Raw genomic sequence first — 18,150 nt, forward strand, 5'->3', positions numbered from 1 at the left:
TTTATCAATTGTCTAATACGAGCCTGCTTTTACATAGTTCTTGATTTCCGCAACGCTCTTTCCTGCGAGGCCGAGTCTTGTAGCGGACCTGCCGTTTTCGAACCAGTTTGTATCGTGTGCAACACCGGTCAAAGTGATTACGGCGTCCATGATAGGTGTGTCTATACCGAGCTGGTCGGCTATGGACGCCCAGCAGACAAGCGCAATGGGAATATCTTCTGTGAGGTAACGATAGTTGATATCGTTAGGGCCTGCGATGGAAGTGAGCGCGTGGCTGCCATGTCCCATAGCATAAAGCGCTTCCCAGGAATCAATCTTATCTACGCCCGCAAAATCCTCGAGAGCATGAATCTGGTATCCGAAAGCCTTGCCAATTGCGAGTCTTTCCTTGTTGAGGAGAACATCGATTTTAAGCCCGGAAGGCTGGAAGCCATGCTCATACAGGAAAAATGTGAAGTCGGGCTTTTCAATATTGCTTAGGTTAACAAGACACGGTCCGGGATGTACCGTCGGGTTGACCAGGCTCAAGCCGCACTCCAAAATGTCTGCATAAACACCAGGGAACTCATAGATATCCTCTCTGATCTGATCAAAGTACTTCTCAGATGCAGAAGCAGGGAAGAAAGCGATAGGAGCCAGATGGCGATCGTACATACGTACCTTGCCAGGTTCAATTCTTCTAGTGCTGAACGGGGGAATTGTGGACTCAACAAAGATCGGGCATGTCTTGTCATCACCCCAAACATTCTTGTAAATCAGAGATGCCATGCAGCCGTTGAACGTAATAACAATCTGATCTACCATTGTATGTCCCTTAAGTATCTTCGCATACTCTTCATGACGGTTTCCCGGAACGCATATACAAATGTAATCAGCACCTTTTATGGCTTCGTCGATATCTGATGTTACAACATCGATTTTTTGCCTTGTCTCAAAAGCGCCTACACATTCGATTTCATGCGTATCAACGATTTTCTGAATTCTCGAGATGAGGTGCGTCGGAGCAAACAAACGCACCTCATGACCCTTGGCTTTAAAATCAACGGAGAGCGTCTGCGCGATATTTCCGGTTCCCAGAACTGCTATCTTTTTCATAGATAAATCTCCTTTCGTTAATCTCTGGTCCGATGAACAAATCAGACTAAGATTATAAATCTGCTGTAGGCGCCAGATGTAGTCTAAGGAGTGGGCAAAGTTCCTTTGACTGCATAACGCCCTCGCGCAGGCAAGTCCGTGCATAAAACACAATTTTGTGTACCATATAACTTACACTTGGGGTAAAATTGAATCCCTAGCTGTATACGCAAAATTGTGTACGTGCACTATAGTGGAAAAACGGAAATATATTTCTCTCATGCAAGATAAATTTATCACCCTTATTTCTCCTTGTCAATTATTATTTTCTATTTTATTAAAAAAAACTGCAGTTTTTTCTCTCATATGAGATAAAACTGCAGTCTAAGCATTTAACTGTTATTTCTTTATTTTCCTCTTAAATGAGGAGGAAGCAAACAATGGCATCCTCTTTGCCTCCGTTTATATAACCGTGCTCCTCCTGGGAATCGAAGTCAATACCACAGCCTTCTTCCAAATGATAAGTCTTAGAACCTATCACTACATCAAGCTCGCCTTTGAATACTATGCAGTATTCTTTGCCAGAACTCTCGTGTATAAACATGGGTGGTTCGTAATGGTATCCGGCTTTGAACACACCGTAGAACACCTGGATTCCGTCAAGCGGAGAAAAAGGAAATATATTATATAGCTTAAAAAGTCCGCCTTCGTCAATCAGCGGAGTCGTATTAGATATGTCCTTAATAATATATGAGCTGTCGGCCTCCCCCGCAAGTGAATTTAGAGTAACCTTGAGCCCGTTGGCAATTTTCCATACAGTTGTGATTGTCGGAACGGATTCACCACGCTCTATCTTGCTTAGCATAGCCTTGCTGATTCCCGTCAGTTCAGAAACATTGCTAAGGTTTAAGTTCCTACTATCCCTAATCGCTTTTAGCTTCTCTCCAAATGCTGAAAAATCATTCATTTACTATTTACCTCTACTTTTCTAATTTAATACAATAATCATATTCGTTGGCCCAACCACATAATGGCTAACCAGTTTCTCGGGAATTTTGTGTTAATTCACCCGCAATTTTTGATTTAATTATAAATTATATATGAAAATCACACCTAAATCAAGGCTCTTGATATTAAATCTATTCAAATGTTGTTAATCGTCGATTGTAAAACTTATTTCCACCCCTATCACTCTTAGATGTGGAAGTTAGTCTTACAAACAAAAGGATGGTATTTAGTTTTACAAATTTGATCGCACTAGTTTTTCCTTTGACCCCAGATTAAGACTTGACATGGGGACAGCGGATGCTACCCTATATTAAGGGATGGGGCATACCCAAAAGGAATACATCTTTGAAGCCACAGCCCTCGACCCCATTGAAGCATCCGATGTGGGGTCCTATGTCAAGTCTTGCCCCAGAGTAGCTTGATAACTTAATTATTCAAGATGTGTTCGTAAGAAATAGCAGGGTGGAAATTACCTTTTCAAAAAAACGGTTATTGTTTTCAACCTTAGTTTCTGGTACCCAAAATTAGCTTATTACAGCTCAAAACTCCCATATATAGGAGAAAACAAGTGGAATTAAGGGTGCGTAACTTTCCGCACGCCTTTTATTCCTTTCTAGGCTTAAATGGGTGGAAATAACTTTTACAAAGTGGAAGTTACCTTTTCAATTGACCAATGTTGTTAATCTATCCGTCCCTTTTGTCGATTATCTGTTCATACCCCGGTATTGATATTTAATTATATGATTCCGGTGCAGAAACCCCCTGATTTTTCAGTCTAAAAGCAGAAATTCACCCCTGTTATATCGAATTATATAGTACAAGGGAGATATTTGGGGATTTAACGACCTATTTCCCTTATACTACGATTCGAGGTGGTTTTTTCTTTGTTTAGAGAGAATACATTACATATTGAAACATAAAAATTATATTATTTTTGATATAAAAGTATTGTTGACAACTATATTTTTTTACTATATGGTGTAATAAAGCAAGAGGATTTCCATTATAGTGGACGATTATTTTATTTCTCATTTGCAAATCCCTAAGCCATGCATGGGCTCGCATTCGCTTAAGGATCTTTCTTTTCTGATTTTGATTGAATTTTAATTGAAGAAAGGTGAAATTAATAATGGAAGATACGGGAAATAAAACAATGCGTGTAGGTGCTCTGATGTCCTTTGCGGGAGCCCTTATGGCATACCTGATCGGTTCCGGTACCGCCAGCGGTCAAGAGTCCATGCAATACTTTTCAAGTTGGGGTTCTGTCAGCGGAGCACTAATTGTTGCAATCGTAAACTTTACTATAATGTTCTGCACATTTATGGCATATACCTATGCAGGGCGCCACGGCGCCACAGACCTGTTAAGCGTGTGCGAATTCTATGTCGGAAAGACTGTAGGAAAACTCTTTACAGCCTTTGCATGGATTTTTAATGCTTGCGCTTTATTCTTTATGATTTCCGGATTTGGTAATACTCTTAATCAACAATGGAACCTCCCGCTCTGGATCGGATATGCCATTGCCGTTGTTCTCGCTGTAGGAACGGCGTCTCTCGGTCTTAAGGGGATCGTTAACATCATTGGTAAGGTTGGGCCGGTTATTGTTGCTTTTCTTTTTTTGCTCGGCATAATTTCCGCATTTAAATACTTCCCTCATATTCCGGAAGGAATCAAACTCATACAATCCGGTGAAGTTACTGTGCTCCAAGCTGGAGCCAATCCTTTGTTTGCGGGTATTTCCTTTGGCGGCTGCTCAATCCTTCTCGTTGCGGCATATATGTCCAGTATCGGGAGAGAACTTGGAGAATATAAAAAGAAGTACACTGCCATCATCTGTGGCATAGGCGCTGCTGCAATTTCTGTAACAGTTTTAATTCTTGGACTCGTCCACCTTGGAAATGTTGCGGATTCCTCTACTTCCGCGATTCCTAACCTCCTCATCGCAAATCAAGTGTTCGGAGCGGCTTCCGGAATTTTCGGAACCATATTCGCAATTATCATTCTCCTGTCCATCTATAGCACCTTCTGCCCGATCCTTTGGACTTGCGTTTCCACTTTCATCAAGGATGAGGAATCCGCCAAATATAAGATTGCTTGTGTTCTTGCAGGTGTAGTCGTATTCATCGTGGACTTGTTCATCCCGTACGCAACTCTTGTAAACATTATTATGACATATGCCGGATATACCGGTGGTATCGTCTTTGCTGTTCTGACGATAAGGTGGATTATGGTTAGAATCGAGGACAAAAAGGACGCTAAGCAAACGCTGTAGATTCTTAAACTATAGTAGTTGTTAAATGGAAATACTTGTCTCAGATCAAGAATATGAGAACGGGTTTAAATCCTACCTTAATATGAGAAATATTCTAGGATTATTTGAATATTGATATTGGACGACTGAGTTACAAGGAGAGAGATCGACTTGAAACTTGCCGGTGCCTTTGACGTTTGGCACGATTTGCTTACAACGGACAAGTCATCGACGTGGAACTGATCATCTGCGTGCGTGAGGAAAAGCTCGCCGGTAATCGGATGAAGATATTCGTGTGCCAGAGCGAAATCGGCAGTAAAATGAGGCGATACGAAATTAAGTTTGAACTGCGGACGTGGAAGTAATTTTTGTATAAGATGTAGCAAGTCCCAGGGAGTGATCCCCGGGACTTGTTTATTATTCGTCTGGTTATGTTAATCTTAAAGTAAGCGTTTTACAGATTCCTGTAATTGTGGAGCTACTTTATAAATATCATCTACTGATGATATTGGGATCTTAAACTGTTTTTTCTTCTCATCTGGTAAAGCAATGCTCTTATTGATAGAACCGAGATAAACACGACAAATCCATTTTAGTTTATTATCGTCTAGAAGAATACCGAGATAGGACTCTGTATCTCTGTAGAATATTCTTGATGGTTCTACGGTTTCTGATAAAACACTTTTAATTGCATAGAAATATTCAATTTCCTCAAGTGTTGTTACAATCTTGGATTCAGGGACTTGGTTATCAAAATCTGTTTGATCATTGGCAATAGTTGCTTCAAGTGGCTTACTTTCGGTTTGACCAATTGCAGCCTTGATTCGATCATTCATTGTTTCGTTTAAGAATTGGTTATAGGAACGTTTTACAACATCTTTAAATTTATCTATTGCAGCCTTGGTTCTCTTTCCCTCATAGATTTCACCAAGAATGTAGTTGATGAAATGCTCGTCTGGATCTTGCAATTGCCTCATAAGCAAAGATTTTATTAACCTAGAATACTTCAACTCTGAAGCAGTATTAAATACTGCATCTACATCTAAGGTTGTTTTATGAAATTTCTTGAGTTCTGGTATGAGGCCCTCTTTAATATCTAAAAGGTTAATTTCCATGAAAGGTTTTTCATCCATCTTATTTGGTTCTTCCAGGTCAGTGTAGAAATTATATATAATGCCATTGGTTAAAATGCCGAACTTCGCCTTAGTTGTCCCGAAGTATCGGAACAATTGAGAACCGTGTTTATCGAGAGATTCTCCACACCATTTTGCTTCTATTAATATTGTGGGGTTTTCGTTTTGAAATATTGCATAATCGACCTTCTCACCTTTTTTGATACCCACATCCGCTGTAAACTCTGGAACAAATTCAGTAGGATCAAAGATATCATAGCCGAGTAATTGGAAGAAAGGTAATATGAGAGAAGTCTTTGTTGCCTCTTCTGTTGATATCTGATCTTTTAGCTTTTGAACCCTTTGAGCAAATTGCTTTAACTGGTCAATAAAATCCATGAATGCTACCCCCCTTTAAACATTATGTAAATGATTTCCTTCAACGAGAATAAAAGTATTCCTCCTTTTCGACAGAAGATTACAGATATCGGGAATATAAGAACAATCCATTACTGTGTTAATGAAGAATTGCAAATCTCAAAAGTATTCCTATCCGTGAGGAGAGGAATAACTTTTATGTGGCATAATTCGCGTAATTTCTGCATAGTGGGTGTGAGATAATGAATGAAAATGACAGATGGGAGGGGCTTTTATTCTATCGGAATGGATGTTGAAGACTTAACCTCTACGTTGGCAGAGCTTAAATCTAAAGGCATCAAAATCACCAAGGGGCCATTACCAACAACCGCTGGAAGCTTAGCCTTTATTGAGGATCCAAATGGCGTCCGAATTTGTCTAGATTGCTGTTGAATTTTACGATTAATATACATATAATAATATCAGCAGAAAGGAGCTGATTACGATGCCGAAAATAAAGCCCATTTCAGATTTAAGGAATTATAATGAGGTTTTGCGCGATGTTTCCGTTGGTGGGCCTGTCTTTTTAACCAGGAATGGTCGTGGCCGATATGCCCTCGTCGATATTGCTGATTACGAAAAAACACAGGCGACAATCAAGCTCATGAGCGAGCTTACTAAGGGACGCAAATCGGGTGAGGAAAAAGGATGGCTTCTGCATGAAGATGTGAAAGCGCATTTCGCAGGAAAGATTTATGAATAAAATACTTTATTCACCCGAAGCCCTAAATGACATTGACGAGATATGGGCCTATATCAATAACGAATTGCAAAATTCTGCAGCCGCTCAAAAAATTGTGTCAGACACATTGGACACCATTGAGAAGCTGCGGGATTTTTCGGAATTAGGGCCACCTTTGTCCTCGATTACTGAATTTGAAAGTGATTATGGGTTTCTTGTTTGCGGAAAATATATTGTCTTTTACCGGGTGATGGGCTTAGATGTACATATAGACCGCGTGTTGTACGGAAGGCGTAATTACATGAGTATTTTGTTTGGCACATTACACAATGACGACGATTCAGAATAGCTTAAGGCCATAGACCTTAGATAAGCGGTATTAAGCGTTGGGATATGAACGTACCCACCGCCAAGTGGATACCAAAACAATCTGCCATCACTTTTGTATTCTCAAGGCACGTTGGTGTTACTTCATTGTAAGTCTTTGAGTAGATTTATGTCTCAGAGACGGGTCGCGTTGAGTGTGTGGTAGTGCTATATTGGGGGTAAGTATTTGAACCACTGTGGCTGTGGCCGAAATCGGCATATATAGGTAACAATAATGAGGTAGGGTTGTGTAAGGGATTGTTAAAATGTCTGTTAAGCGATCCGCAAGGTTTTTAAGCTATATGGCTGGTGGCGTTGATGTCAGTGAGAGAGTATACTTAAGCTAATGAGTGATTGGAGGTAGTTACTATGGGCGATAAAAGTCCTAAGAACAAGGAAAAAAAGAAAAAGAAGGCTGAAAAAAAGACTAAGGCTATTTCTTCAATATCTTCTTCAATAGAGCCAGCGAACAAACCGAAATAATTAAAATCGATATTGGAAAATTGTGCTAAATACTTTCTATTGCATTGTTTGAAATTTAATAACTAATAAATCCAGCTTTATAGCTGGACTTTTTTTGTCATGTTTTGAGCATCTGTTGGATAAAGGCAGGTGCTTTTATTATTCTGACAAAAATATACAAAATGAACATTCAAGTTGCAGTATACTAGTTTTATATAAATATTAGTTTTTTACATAGTGTGACAAGTGTTATAAAGAATCGAAATAGACTCTCGGAATAAAAAGGGGGGTTATTGCTAAACTGGAGAGAATTAACTGGGAATTGTGATGGTTAAAGGGGATCCCGAATAGTTCCAGCAAGTTCTCTTAAAAATGGGTATGCAAAGAAACCTAACAGCACTTCATTTTTGAAAGTGCCTTAGGTTAGTTAAAAAGCATTAAGAACAACTATTTAAGCCATGGTCAAGCTAATATTCCTTCAATTAAAAGACGACAATGCTCCACTGCCTGATCTTTTAAATCATAGGCAGGGAAACGGATACACCACTCATAACAAGCACCTCTAATTGTCATTACAAAATGCTGGGAAAGAGCTTCAGGGGAGAGGGTGTTTTTAAATTCGCCCTGATTTATGCCTTTGGCGATGATGCTAGAGAATAATGCATAAAGTTCTCGGTTATAGCCTTTGACGGAATCGGAGTCCACGGCTCCTTCAAGGAGCAACTGGTAGACCTTCTTCATATTTTCATGGCCGATGGAGTGAATAAGAACATCGGCTATTTTTTCTGTTAAAGCGAGAATTGCTACTGAAGTAGGTATATCAGAGGGCAGTGTATTCACAAAGTTCTTATAGTCTATATCGGCACGGGCAGCTTGCTCCGCAATTAACTCGGCGATTAGCGCATCCTTAGACCCAAAATGCACATAAAAAGCTCCTTTGGTGATTCCTGCAGCATCAGTAATATCCTCTACGCTAACGTCAGCATAGTCGTGCTGAGCAAACAGATTGGCAGCAATTTCGTAAAGTTTCTTTTTGGTTTCAGCGCCCTGGATCTTTCTTTTATTAGTTTTATTTTCTTTCATAGACGTGTCCCCCTGTAGAAATTTACATGTTAATCTTATATACTAAGGGTGTTTACTAAACCGATTCAGTGAACAGAGTTAGTATCAATTAGCATATCATCTGATTGTTATCAAATCAAGATAGTAATACCTAATAGTTGTTAGGGATAGATAAAAAGAAAGTGGAGGAGGTCATATGATGAAAAAGAAAGGCTTTTATAAGCTTACCGTAATGTTCATGTCGATCCTTTTGCTTGTGGGCATGACTCCCGTTTCAGTGATAGGAGAAAATAGTGAATTGATTCCTGAGGCAAGGGGAGAAATTTATACATTACTTTCCACCGATTCAGATGAAGCGAAAGTGATAGGGCTAGGGACCAAAGAAAATCCCCTTCAGATTGAAACAGCTGAACAGTTAGCCTTTTTTGCATGGAGTTGGAACAACGGGACCCTTCCAACATCTATACCAGAGAATCCTCACCTACTACAGGTGAACAATATTGACCTTTCAGCTTATGGCAAAGACTATGAGGAGGGCAAGGGGTGGCTACCCATTGGTAAGCAATCCCGTCCATTTAAGGGTACATTTGAAGGTAACAATAAGACAATCAAGGGATTGTACATCGACCGCAGCGAGGAAATGGATATTGGTCTATTTGGTAGAGTAGAAAGTTGTACGTTGCAAAATATCATCGTCGAAGGTGCAGTAATTAATGGTTCTTTTTTTGTAGGATGTGTGGTAGGGCATGTGGTATGGCTGAGTGGGAATAGCACAGTAGATAATTGTGTCAGTAGCGGTATTGTTAGTGGAAATGAGGAGGTCGGCGGAATAGTAGGCTATACCGAACCCGGCAGTACAATACAGAATTGCGCCAGTAGCAGCGCAGTCAGTGGAAAAGTCAAAGTAGGTGGGATTATAGGGGATGCCTTGTGGAGCGGAGAAATAAAAAATTGCGTCAGTAGCGGCATAGTTAGTGGAAATGATCAGGTAGGCGGAATAGCAGGGTATGTTAACAATTTGCAGGATTGCGTCAGTAGTAGTGTGGTCAGTGGAAGGAGTAGGGTGGGTGGTATAGCTGGGTTTGTTGAATTTGGAGGCTTGCAGAATAGCATAAGTAGCGGTGCGGTTAGTGGAACAGAGCAAGTGGGAGGAATCGCAGGACTTGCTCAAATCGCCTCTATTCAGAATAGCGTCAGTAGTGGTACAGTTAAAGGAACAAACCAAGTGGGCGGAATTGTAGGAAAGTTGAAATACGGCACAATACAGAAGATACAGGATTGCGCTGCTCTTAACAGCTACATTATGGGAGATTCTAATTTAGGTCGTATAGTGGGTGAGCTCGATGGTGATCCGAGCTACCCTATATTAGTCAATAACTACGCTTATAGGGAGATGAAAGTCGGCAACAGTACAGTAGAAGGTGTGGACCCTAATACTATAGATGGTGCATCTGTAGGAATAGAAGAAATCAAAAAATTATGGACCGATGGAGTTTTAAAAGCTAGCTGGAATGCCGCTGGTGTTTGGGATCTTGCTGAGAGTAAACTTCCAGTGTTGAAGAATATTCCAAATCAGAGCGATTTACTACCCACGCATCTTGTAGGCTTTGCAGGAAGTGGAACTATCGATCAACCCTTTCTTATATACAGCGCGGATGATTTAAAAGATATGGCAGATAAGGTAAATCATGATATGGATGATTACAGTGGTATAAGTTTTAGATTAGAAAACAACATAGAGCTTTCTGCTTATGGCAAAGACTACGATAATGGCAAGGGCTGGACGCCCATAGGTTCTTCGGAAAATCCTTTCAAGGGTTACTTTGACGGCAATGACAAGACCATAACAGGTTTATATATAAATAATAGTGATGAAGATTATGTTGGATTGTTTGGCTATATCGTCGATGGTACAGTGCAAAATGTGGCACTGGATGGAGGTAGTGTTAGCGGAAATAATAATGTGGGTGGTGTGATAGGGTATCTCGAGACTGCCCTTATTTCTAAAAACCTAATTAATTCGGGTAGTGTCAGCGGGAGTAATAATGTAGGTGGTATAGTAGGATTTAACAAGGGGCCAGTGGAAAAATGTGTTAATAAAGGAAGTATTAGTGCCATAGGCCGAGTCGGCGGTGTGGTGGGCTTTAATGAAGGAGGAGTAGAACAATGCATTAATACAGGAAGTATTAGTGCAAAAATTCAAGCTGGCGGTGTGGTGGGCTATAGCAAAACCGGAGTAGGAAAAAGCATCAATACAGGAAGTATTAGTGCTGAAGACCAGGTCGGCGGTGTAGTAGGCTATACCGCAAACGTTGTATATGAAAGTATTAATACAGGAAATCTTCGAGGAAGAGATCAAGTTGGTGGAATCGTAGGAAAGACAGAAGGTAGCTCAATAATACTACATTCCGTCGCCCTCAATAGTATCATTACGGGAGATACTGATTCAGGTCGAATCGTGGGTTTTCGAGGAAATCCTGGGGTTGATTTGGAGAATAATTGTGCTTATAAGGGAATGAAACTTAACCAGAATACCGTGTCTGATGGAGCTGGAGACGATAAAAACGGCGTAAGTGTTGGAGTGGAGGAAATCAAAAGCCTATGGACCGGGACCGAGGGTCTGTTAAAAGACTTGTACGACATTAGTGCTTGGACTCTTGCTGAGGGTAAGCTTCCAACCTTGATAGATATGCCCTATCAGAGCGATTTACTTCCTGCTTATATCGTGGGGCTTGCAGGAATTGGAACCAGCGAAGAACCCTATCTTATATACAGCGCGGCTGACTTAAAGGATATGGCAGATAGAGTGAACAGTGATATGGATAATGATTACGCTCATAGCTATTTTCGATTAGAAAAAGACATCGATCTTTCTACCTATGGTCAAGGATATGATAATGGCAAGGGTTGGACACCCATAGGTTCCTTCGACCATCCCTTCGGGGGTTTCTTTGACGGCAATGGCAAGACTATAAAAGGGCTGTATATAAATAATAGTGATAAAGATTATGTTGGGTTGTTCGGCTATATCGACAATGGTACAGTGCAAAAGGTGGCATTGGATGGAGGTAGTGTTAGCGGAAATAGCTATGTCGGTGGCATGGTGGGATTTAATTTAGCAGGAATCCTACAGAGCTGCATCAGCGCTGGCATTACCAGTGGATCAGGTCTCAATATCGGTGGCATGGTTGGGCATATGGAAAACGGTAGGGTGGAGAACTGTATCAGCTCGGGCAATATCAGTGGAACCAATACTAATGTGGGTGGAGTAGTGGGGTATGTTAAAAGTGGTACAGTGGAGGGCTGTATCAGTCTGGGTAATATCAGTGGAACCAATACTCATGCCGGTGGAGTAGTGGGCTTTAGTCAGAGCGGAACGGTGAAGAACTGCGCCGCCCTTAACCTCTTTATTGAGGGGAGTCTTTCCTGGGGACGTGTGACGTCGGAGGCCAAAGACACCCTTTCTAGTAACTATGCATACAGCGGTATGAAGGTTAATGGTAATACAGTATCAGGTACAGATAATAACTTAAACGGGGCAGATAAAAATATTGCCACACTTTTAAGAGGTTCCTTCTGGCGAGAAACTATAGAATTGGATGAAACTGTATGGAGTATTGGAGATAACAGCCTGCCGTATCTTAAGGCTCTACCGGAATATGTACCAAGGATGAGCAGTAACGCATATAATCTCCCTGCGCCAGACTCAGGGGATATTATACTCTCTGCCGCCCCCGATGTGATGGTGAAATCAGCAGAAGTACAGACGGTTATCTTTAGGGCAACAGGAGCTTTTCAAAACACAACGTGGCCTGAACTGACTTGGGATACAAATGTAGGCAACCTTGATATCGATGCAGACACCTTTGGTTCTGTACTGACCGTGCCTGAAGATTTTACTGGAACAATTACAGTCACAGCTACACTGAAAAGCCTTCCCTACCTACCAGGCAAAAGCATAGCAGTACAGGTCAATGGCGACTTGGTAGGAAGGGTAACGGCAGCTGGCACCTGCCGTATAGGACAAACGCTTACGGTCGCCATTTTAGAACTATCGGAAAACCCGGGCGCCCTTGCTTATCAGTGGATGCGAGGGGATGTGCCTATCAGTGGGGCGACGAATGAGAGTTATGAGATTATAGAAGGAGATTTAGGCGATATCCTATCGGTGTGTATCACAGCAAAGCATTATTTGGACAAAATCCAGTCAGAGGGGAAAACAGTACTGCGTCGTGAAAACAGTACTACCCCGATAGCACCTAGGCTTGTATCTAAAACTCACACAAAGATTACCTTAGCGACGGTTAGTGGTTATGAGTACGCCATTCTCCCAGCTAATGGTGATACGGCATTGCTTGCGCTGGAGGGAGCCTTTCAAGCTAATCCAGTGTTTGAAGGATTAAGCTCAGGCACTTCCTACGACCTATATCAACGAATCGTTCAAACCGATATAATAGAAGCATCAGATTTCAGTGAAAAGCTTGTGGTGACTACAAATCCCATATATTCAGGAGGAGATGAAGGCTCATCAGTAGGTGCGGGCGGTTCTTCTGACAATACTCTACCCCCAAGCAATAAGTATGTTCCTGAAATCAACAACGTCATAGACTCGGATACAGTGGTTGTAACCTTGCTAGAAGATACCTCCCTCTTTTCAACTACCCAAATCGATCGCTTGATTGAGCAGAACCAGAGTAAACCCGTAATCCTTAGAGGTAATGGATATACATTTACCTTCCCAGCAGGCTCAATGCTTGGGGAGCGGGGGAATCGAGAATATGATTTGGGCTTGAGCCTTAACCAAGGAACCAATCATGATGCAATTCGTACTTTAGCGGGAGAAAATTTCATCCTCTCTGTTAACTTTAACCACAGCGGTAACCTCCCCGGTGAGGCTGAAATCCGCATCTTAGTCGGGCCCCAGTATCAGGGAGAGCGGATGGAGTACCATTATTACAATCCCCAGAGCGGAAGTCTTGAATATAGACAAACAGTCACAGTAGACCAAGATGGCTATGCAACTGTGACCCAATCCCGCTGCTCCCAATATGTATTCATAAAGCAGAAAGTAGGAGAGGTTCCTGTACGAGTTTACGGTGAAAATCGCTATGAGACCGCACTGGAGATTGCCAAAGCCTATTTCCCGCAAGGGGCAGATACGGTTATTATTGCCCGTGGCGATCTCTCCGTAGATGCTTTACCCGCAGTCCCCTTGGCCAAAAAGCATAATGCGCCCCTTTTGCTCACCCCACCGGATCACTTACCGGAGAACCTTTTGACTGTTCTCAGGGACCTTGGAGCCAAGCAGATTATCATTATCGGTGGTCACGGTGCAGTCCAAACAACGTTGGAAGAGATCCTGAAGGAAGCTGGCTATAAAGTTGAACGGGTCTATGGTGCTAGCCGCTATGATACAGCCTATGAAATAGCTAAGAGACTGGAAGGAACCAGTGGTCGGGCGGTGCTGGTAAATGGGGATAAGGCTGAAGAGACCTTCGCCGATGCTCTCTCCGTCTCCTCATGGGCAGGGTATCACGGCATACCCATTCTCTATCTGGACAGCACCCTAAGAGGATTACCGGAGGCAACCAATAAAGCCCTCAAGGAGTTAAAAATCACTGAGACCATTATCATAGGGGGAGAGGGTGTTCTTCCCAAAGAGTTGGAGGGATATTTACCCAATCCTATGCGCTATGGCGGGGATACACGCTATGAGACCAACGCCTTGGTCTTGAAAAACCTACAGCCTACGACGGATTCCATCTACGGAGTCACAGGCAAGGATTTTGCGGATGCCTTGACTGGGGCAGCAGTGGCAGCTCAAAGTAACAGTTGGCTACTCCTCACAGGAGGCACTACCAATGGTTTGACACCAGAACAGGAAACCCTACTCCAAGGAATGAAGGGAAGGATAACGCATCTTCATATATTTGGTGGTTCTTCGGTGGTATCGGAAGGAACAATTGACCGAATGAAGCAGTTGCTTAATCCATAAATTACTGCTCCTTTTTAATTGCTAAAACAGTATATATTGCATCATTAATTTTAGTTTTCTTCACAATTTCAAAGCCAATTGATGACAATGCTTTTTCGAGTTCCTCTGAACCAATACGAATGGACATTGGAGGACCTTCTATTATTAAGTCATCTTTTTCATACTCCAGACATAGTAAGTGCCCTCCTGGTTTTAATATCTCAAATATATTTGTGAGTGCTTTTGTCAGTGAACTTACTTCGTGGAGTATTAAGGATGCCATAACAAAATCAACACTACTATTTGGAATACTCAAGCTTTCAATATAATCTTGAATCAGTTCAATATTAGCAAGCCCTTTTTCCTTGGCCTTATCTTGTATGACGCTAAGCATACGTTTATCAGGATCCATAGCATAGACTTTGCCAGATGTGCTTTCTGCCATAGGAATTGTAAAGAAACCTGAGCCGGCACCGACATCGAGTAAAGTATGATTTTTTTGAATGGGCATTTGGCTAATAAGTGCTTCAGGTGGAATGAGCTGCTCCCTTTGCCTGCTATCTAGAAAGGCAATCTTGTTTAATAATTTTTGATCCAATGGGTTGTGGTGATGGATGTGATTCATAGTAAAACCTCCTATAAAGTATAATGAAGAGTGTGATTATCTATAATCATCTCAAATAATTGAGCAGTTTATACTGCCAATATTTTTGCTCGTTTTTCAAACAATATCAATAATATATTTTTCTTTAAGGTGGTTCACCATTTTCTCTTCGGCATCTCTCATAACCTTTTCTATATGACAACCACGATTTTCGTCCATTTCACAAGTGAAAAGCGCTCCACTACCTTCAATGGCTTGAATGACGTCATAGAAGCTGATGTCAGTCTTAGGTTTTCTAAGACTATAACCACCATTTACTCCAGGTGTAGATTGAATAAGGTCAGCCTTGACTAATTGAGTTAGTATCTTAGACAGGTAGGTTGGTGATATATTCATGTGACTAGCTAAAGGCTGAAGACTTAAATTGTCTTTGCCTTCTTGTTTAACGAAATAGGCCATTATATGCAAAGCATAATTCGTTGCTTTAGTATACTTCATTGTCTTTCCTCCTAAGGATATTAAAGACTGTATTTGTCTTTGATTATATAGGATAGATTTTGCTTTGTCAATAATTTTGGATTGAAGGAAACAATGACACCCCAATATCTCCCTCAAGTTGCATTATTTGAATCACAACAGGGAGCCAATGAAATTTTTAACGAAGACACCCGTTAATTTTTTATGCTCTTTATAGGGCTCTAAGCGAAGTACGAGATTCATTGAAAATCGCTCTTGAGAATAATACGAGGTTATGATATTCTGTGACTATAATGACGAAATCAGTCATACAGTCGAGGAGTGAGATCATGCCAACAGCATTTAATGAAAACGAAATAAAGTTTATAAAACTAAAACTAATTGAATCTGCTCAGGAGTGTCTGAGCAAATATGGGGTAAGAAAAACAACGGTTGATCAGATTACTGAAATGTCAGGTATATCTAAGGGGTCATTTTATAAATTCTATCCATCCAAAGAAATATTATTTTTTACTGTGCTAGAGAATTATCAAAAATCCATTATTGAAGAAGTTAACATTCAATTTAGCCAAATGGATGGTGTAACCCCTGAAAGGTTTACGGAAGCGATTTACGGACTTTTTCAAAATGTGAGACAATCTTTTATGATGAACATCATTGAAAAACAGGAGTTCGAATATCTAATCAGGAAACTGCCGGAAGAGCTAATAATAGAACATCATTCATTTGATGATTTGATTGCAAAGAATATGTTTAAAAATATAAGTATCAAAAAAGATATAGATATTGGGGTTGCCACTACCTCTCTTAGGGCTATTTTTATGACCATGCTTTACGTTTCGGAGATTGGTGAAAAGGATTTTGATAAAGCACTTAAACTTCTGATTAGAGGTCTTGCTCAACAGATATTGGAAGGAGGTTCCAAGGATGTGTGAAGCGATAAATACTATCAATTTAACAAAAGTCTATGATAATGCGCATGCTGTATCCAACCTTAATATATCTGTTAAAAAAGGAGAAATACTGGGCTTCCTAGGACTGAACGGTGCAGGAAAAACTACTACGATACGAATGTTACTAGGTATGGTTTCACCTACATCAGGTCAATGTTATCTACAGGGAAAAAAGGTTAGTGCAAGAGATGCAAGTTTATGGAGTGAGGTGGGTTATATTGTAGAAACACCTTATTCTTATCCGGAACTAACAGTCAGAGAAAATTTGGAAATAGTACGGGGATTGAGAGGTGTTGAGGATAAAACATGTGTAGAATGGATTATTAATAAGCTTCAATTAGATGGGTATGCTTCTAAGACTGTAAAACACCTTTCTTTAGGTAATGCACAACGGCTTGGGATTGCAAAGGCAATTATCCACAAGCCGAAAATCTTGATATTAGACGAACCAACCAATGGGTTAGATCCAGAGGGGATTATCGAAGTTCGTGATCTGCTGCATGATTTGGCGAAAAATTCAGGTGTGACGATACTTGTGTCAAGCCATAAGTTGGACGAAATTGCTAAGGTGGCTACAAATATTGCAATTATTCATAAGGGTAGGTTGATTAAAGAAGTGGATGGATATGGGCTTGCAAGAGAATTAAAGAAGTCTTTGATTCTTAACGGAAGAGATAGGCCTGCGATGGTATCTATTCTATTGAAAGCTGGCTATAAAGTAGAAATGAAAGATAAGAACAAATCTGAAAACTCACCTGTTTTATGCATCGAAGATGAGGAAGTTATCGGAAACCCTGAACAGATGGTCACATTATTAGTCAATAAAGGCTATCCCCCCAATTTACTCAAGGTTGAAAAAGAAGATTTAGAGACTTATTTTATAAGAGTTATCAAAGAAGCTGGAGGAATGATAGGATGAGGGAAATAGTAACATCTCTTCTAGTAGAAACCAAAAAGTTTATTAATTCAAAAGTGCCTTTGATAACTTTACTGGCAATGTTAATGGTGCCTTTTATGGGTGGATTTTTTATGTATATTTTGAAAGACCCTGATTTCGCGAAAGAAATGGGCATTATTTCTGCAAAGGCACAAATTATGGGAACTGCCGATTGGCCATCTTATCTTAGCCTCCTTTCCCAGGCTGTTTCTATAGGAGGTATACTCGTTTTTGGATTTGTAACCAGCTGGATTTTTGGGAGAGAATACTCGGATAGAACGATTAAGGATCTACTTGCGTTGCCCATATCCAGAAACATTATTGTATTATCCAAATTTATTGTTGTTTTTTTATGGTGTTCATTACTCTCGGTATTCATATTTATGATTGGGATGCTTGTTGGTAATAGTGTTGATATCCCAGGCTGGTCACCTAGTATCGTATCCCAAGGCTTAACTATTTTTGTTATATGTTCTTTGCTTACAATACTGCTGTCTACTCCGGTAGCCTTCTTTGCAAGTTTTGGCCGAGGATACCTATCGCCCCTTGGCTTTATGATATTTACCCTAGTGATTGCCCAGATCGTAGCATCAACTGGATATGGCCACTTATTTCCATGGTCTATACCTGCAATTGTAAGCCAAAGTGCCGGTGGTTTTAATATAAAGTTGGAATATATAAGTGTTATAATTGTACTATTAACAAGCTTTGGTGGGCTAATAGGGACTCTATTATGGTGGAGATTCGCTGATCAAAACTAAAGTTTATTCA

At 40.7% G+C, this 18,150-nt stretch carries 14 protein-coding genes; 8 read left to right on the forward strand and 6 right to left on the reverse strand.

The features are described 5' to 3' along the window. Nucleotides 1-12: 12 nt before the first annotated feature. Both DESDI_RS06920 and DESDI_RS06925 read right to left on the reverse strand, forming a co-directional pair. Nucleotides 13-1,095: an NAD/NADP-dependent octopine/nopaline dehydrogenase family protein gene (locus DESDI_RS06920; protein WP_015261923.1), complete on the reverse strand. Its 1,083-nt coding sequence runs from the start codon at nt 1,093-1,095 to the stop codon at nt 13-15. 397 nt (nt 1,096-1,492) lie between these two features. After that, a complete protein-coding gene (locus tag DESDI_RS06925) occupies nt 1,493-2,041 on the reverse strand; it encodes a helix-turn-helix domain-containing protein (protein WP_015261924.1) in 549 nt (182 codons plus the stop codon). A gap of 1,170 nt (nt 2,042-3,211) precedes the next feature. Here DESDI_RS06925 and DESDI_RS06930 point away from each other — a divergent pair. Beyond that, on the forward strand, nt 3,212-4,354 hold the full coding sequence (locus DESDI_RS06930) for a hypothetical protein (RefSeq protein WP_015261925.1): 1,143 nt from the start codon (nt 3,212-3,214) through the stop codon (nt 4,352-4,354). 419 nt (nt 4,355-4,773) lie between these two features. Here DESDI_RS06930 and DESDI_RS06935 read toward each other — a convergent pair whose 3' ends face one another. Next, nucleotides 4,774-5,844, reverse strand: a complete 1,071-nt coding sequence (locus DESDI_RS06935; RefSeq protein ID WP_015261926.1) for a type I restriction endonuclease — start codon at nt 5,842-5,844, stop codon at nt 4,774-4,776. Between the two features lie 231 nt (nt 5,845-6,075). Here DESDI_RS06935 and DESDI_RS18540 point away from each other — a divergent pair, with 231 nt between their 5' ends. The 3 genes from DESDI_RS18540 to DESDI_RS06950 are packed head-to-tail and all read left to right on the forward strand — an operon-like array spanning nt 6,076 to nt 6,893. Next, complete coding sequence (locus DESDI_RS18540; RefSeq protein ID WP_427846168.1) at nt 6,076-6,255, forward strand: VOC family protein; 180 nt, start codon at nt 6,076-6,078, stop codon at nt 6,253-6,255. Nucleotides 6,256-6,307: 52 nt separating this feature from the next. Continuing rightward, a complete protein-coding gene (locus DESDI_RS06945) occupies nt 6,308-6,565 on the forward strand; it encodes a type II toxin-antitoxin system prevent-host-death family antitoxin (protein ID WP_015261927.1) in 258 nt (85 codons plus the stop codon). Next, nucleotides 6,558-6,893, forward strand: a complete 336-nt coding sequence (locus DESDI_RS06950; RefSeq protein WP_015261928.1) for a type II toxin-antitoxin system RelE/ParE family toxin — start codon at nt 6,558-6,560, stop codon at nt 6,891-6,893. The genes DESDI_RS06945 and DESDI_RS06950 overlap by 8 nt, the downstream gene beginning before the upstream one ends. 941 nt (nt 6,894-7,834) lie before the next feature. Here DESDI_RS06950 and DESDI_RS18405 read toward each other — a convergent pair. After that, on the reverse strand, nt 7,835-8,455 hold the full coding sequence (locus tag DESDI_RS18405) for a TetR/AcrR family transcriptional regulator (protein WP_015261929.1): 621 nt from the start codon (nt 8,453-8,455) through the stop codon (nt 7,835-7,837). 175 nt (nt 8,456-8,630) lie between these two features. On the opposite strand from DESDI_RS18405, the gene DESDI_RS06960 reads away from it, so the two are divergent. Continuing rightward, on the forward strand, nt 8,631-14,429 hold the full coding sequence (locus DESDI_RS06960; RefSeq protein WP_083879847.1) for a cell wall-binding repeat-containing protein: 5,799 nt from the start codon (nt 8,631-8,633) through the stop codon (nt 14,427-14,429). A 1-nt stretch (nt 14,430) separates the two neighbouring features. Here the strand turns inward: DESDI_RS06960 and DESDI_RS06965 are convergent, their stop codons facing one another. Next, nucleotides 14,431-15,033 carry a class I SAM-dependent methyltransferase gene (locus DESDI_RS06965; protein ID WP_015261931.1) on the reverse strand — a complete coding sequence of 201 codons (603 nt, stop codon included), beginning with the start codon at nt 15,031-15,033 and terminating at the stop codon, nt 14,431-14,433. 96 nt (nt 15,034-15,129) lie between these two features. Further along, nucleotides 15,130-15,510 carry an RrF2 family transcriptional regulator gene (locus DESDI_RS06970; RefSeq protein WP_015261932.1) on the reverse strand — a complete coding sequence of 127 codons (381 nt, stop codon included), beginning with the start codon at nt 15,508-15,510 and terminating at the stop codon, nt 15,130-15,132. A gap of 308 nt (nt 15,511-15,818) precedes the next feature. Here DESDI_RS06970 and DESDI_RS06975 point away from each other — a divergent pair, with 308 nt between their 5' ends. The 3 genes from DESDI_RS06975 to DESDI_RS06985 are packed head-to-tail and all read left to right on the forward strand — an operon-like array spanning nt 15,819 to nt 18,140. Next, the gene (locus DESDI_RS06975; RefSeq protein ID WP_015261933.1) at nt 15,819-16,424 is read left to right on the forward strand and encodes a TetR/AcrR family transcriptional regulator; all 606 of its coding nucleotides are present in this window, start codon (nt 15,819-15,821) and stop codon (nt 16,422-16,424) included. Beyond that, on the forward strand, nt 16,417-17,361 hold the full coding sequence (locus tag DESDI_RS06980; protein WP_015261934.1) for an ABC transporter ATP-binding protein: 945 nt from the start codon (nt 16,417-16,419) through the stop codon (nt 17,359-17,361). Before DESDI_RS06975 ends, DESDI_RS06980 begins: the two co-directional genes overlap by 8 nt. Continuing rightward, the gene (locus DESDI_RS06985) at nt 17,358-18,140 is read left to right on the forward strand and encodes an ABC transporter permease (protein ID WP_015261935.1); all 783 of its coding nucleotides are present in this window, start codon (nt 17,358-17,360) and stop codon (nt 18,138-18,140) included. The genes DESDI_RS06980 and DESDI_RS06985 overlap by 4 nt, the downstream gene beginning before the upstream one ends. The last annotated feature ends 10 nt before the right edge of the window (nt 18,141-18,150 follow it).

It is taken from the genome of Desulfitobacterium dichloroeliminans LMG P-21439 (assembly GCF_000243135.2).
GTDB lineage: Bacteria > Bacillota > Desulfitobacteriia > Desulfitobacteriales > Desulfitobacteriaceae > Desulfitobacterium > Desulfitobacterium dichloroeliminans.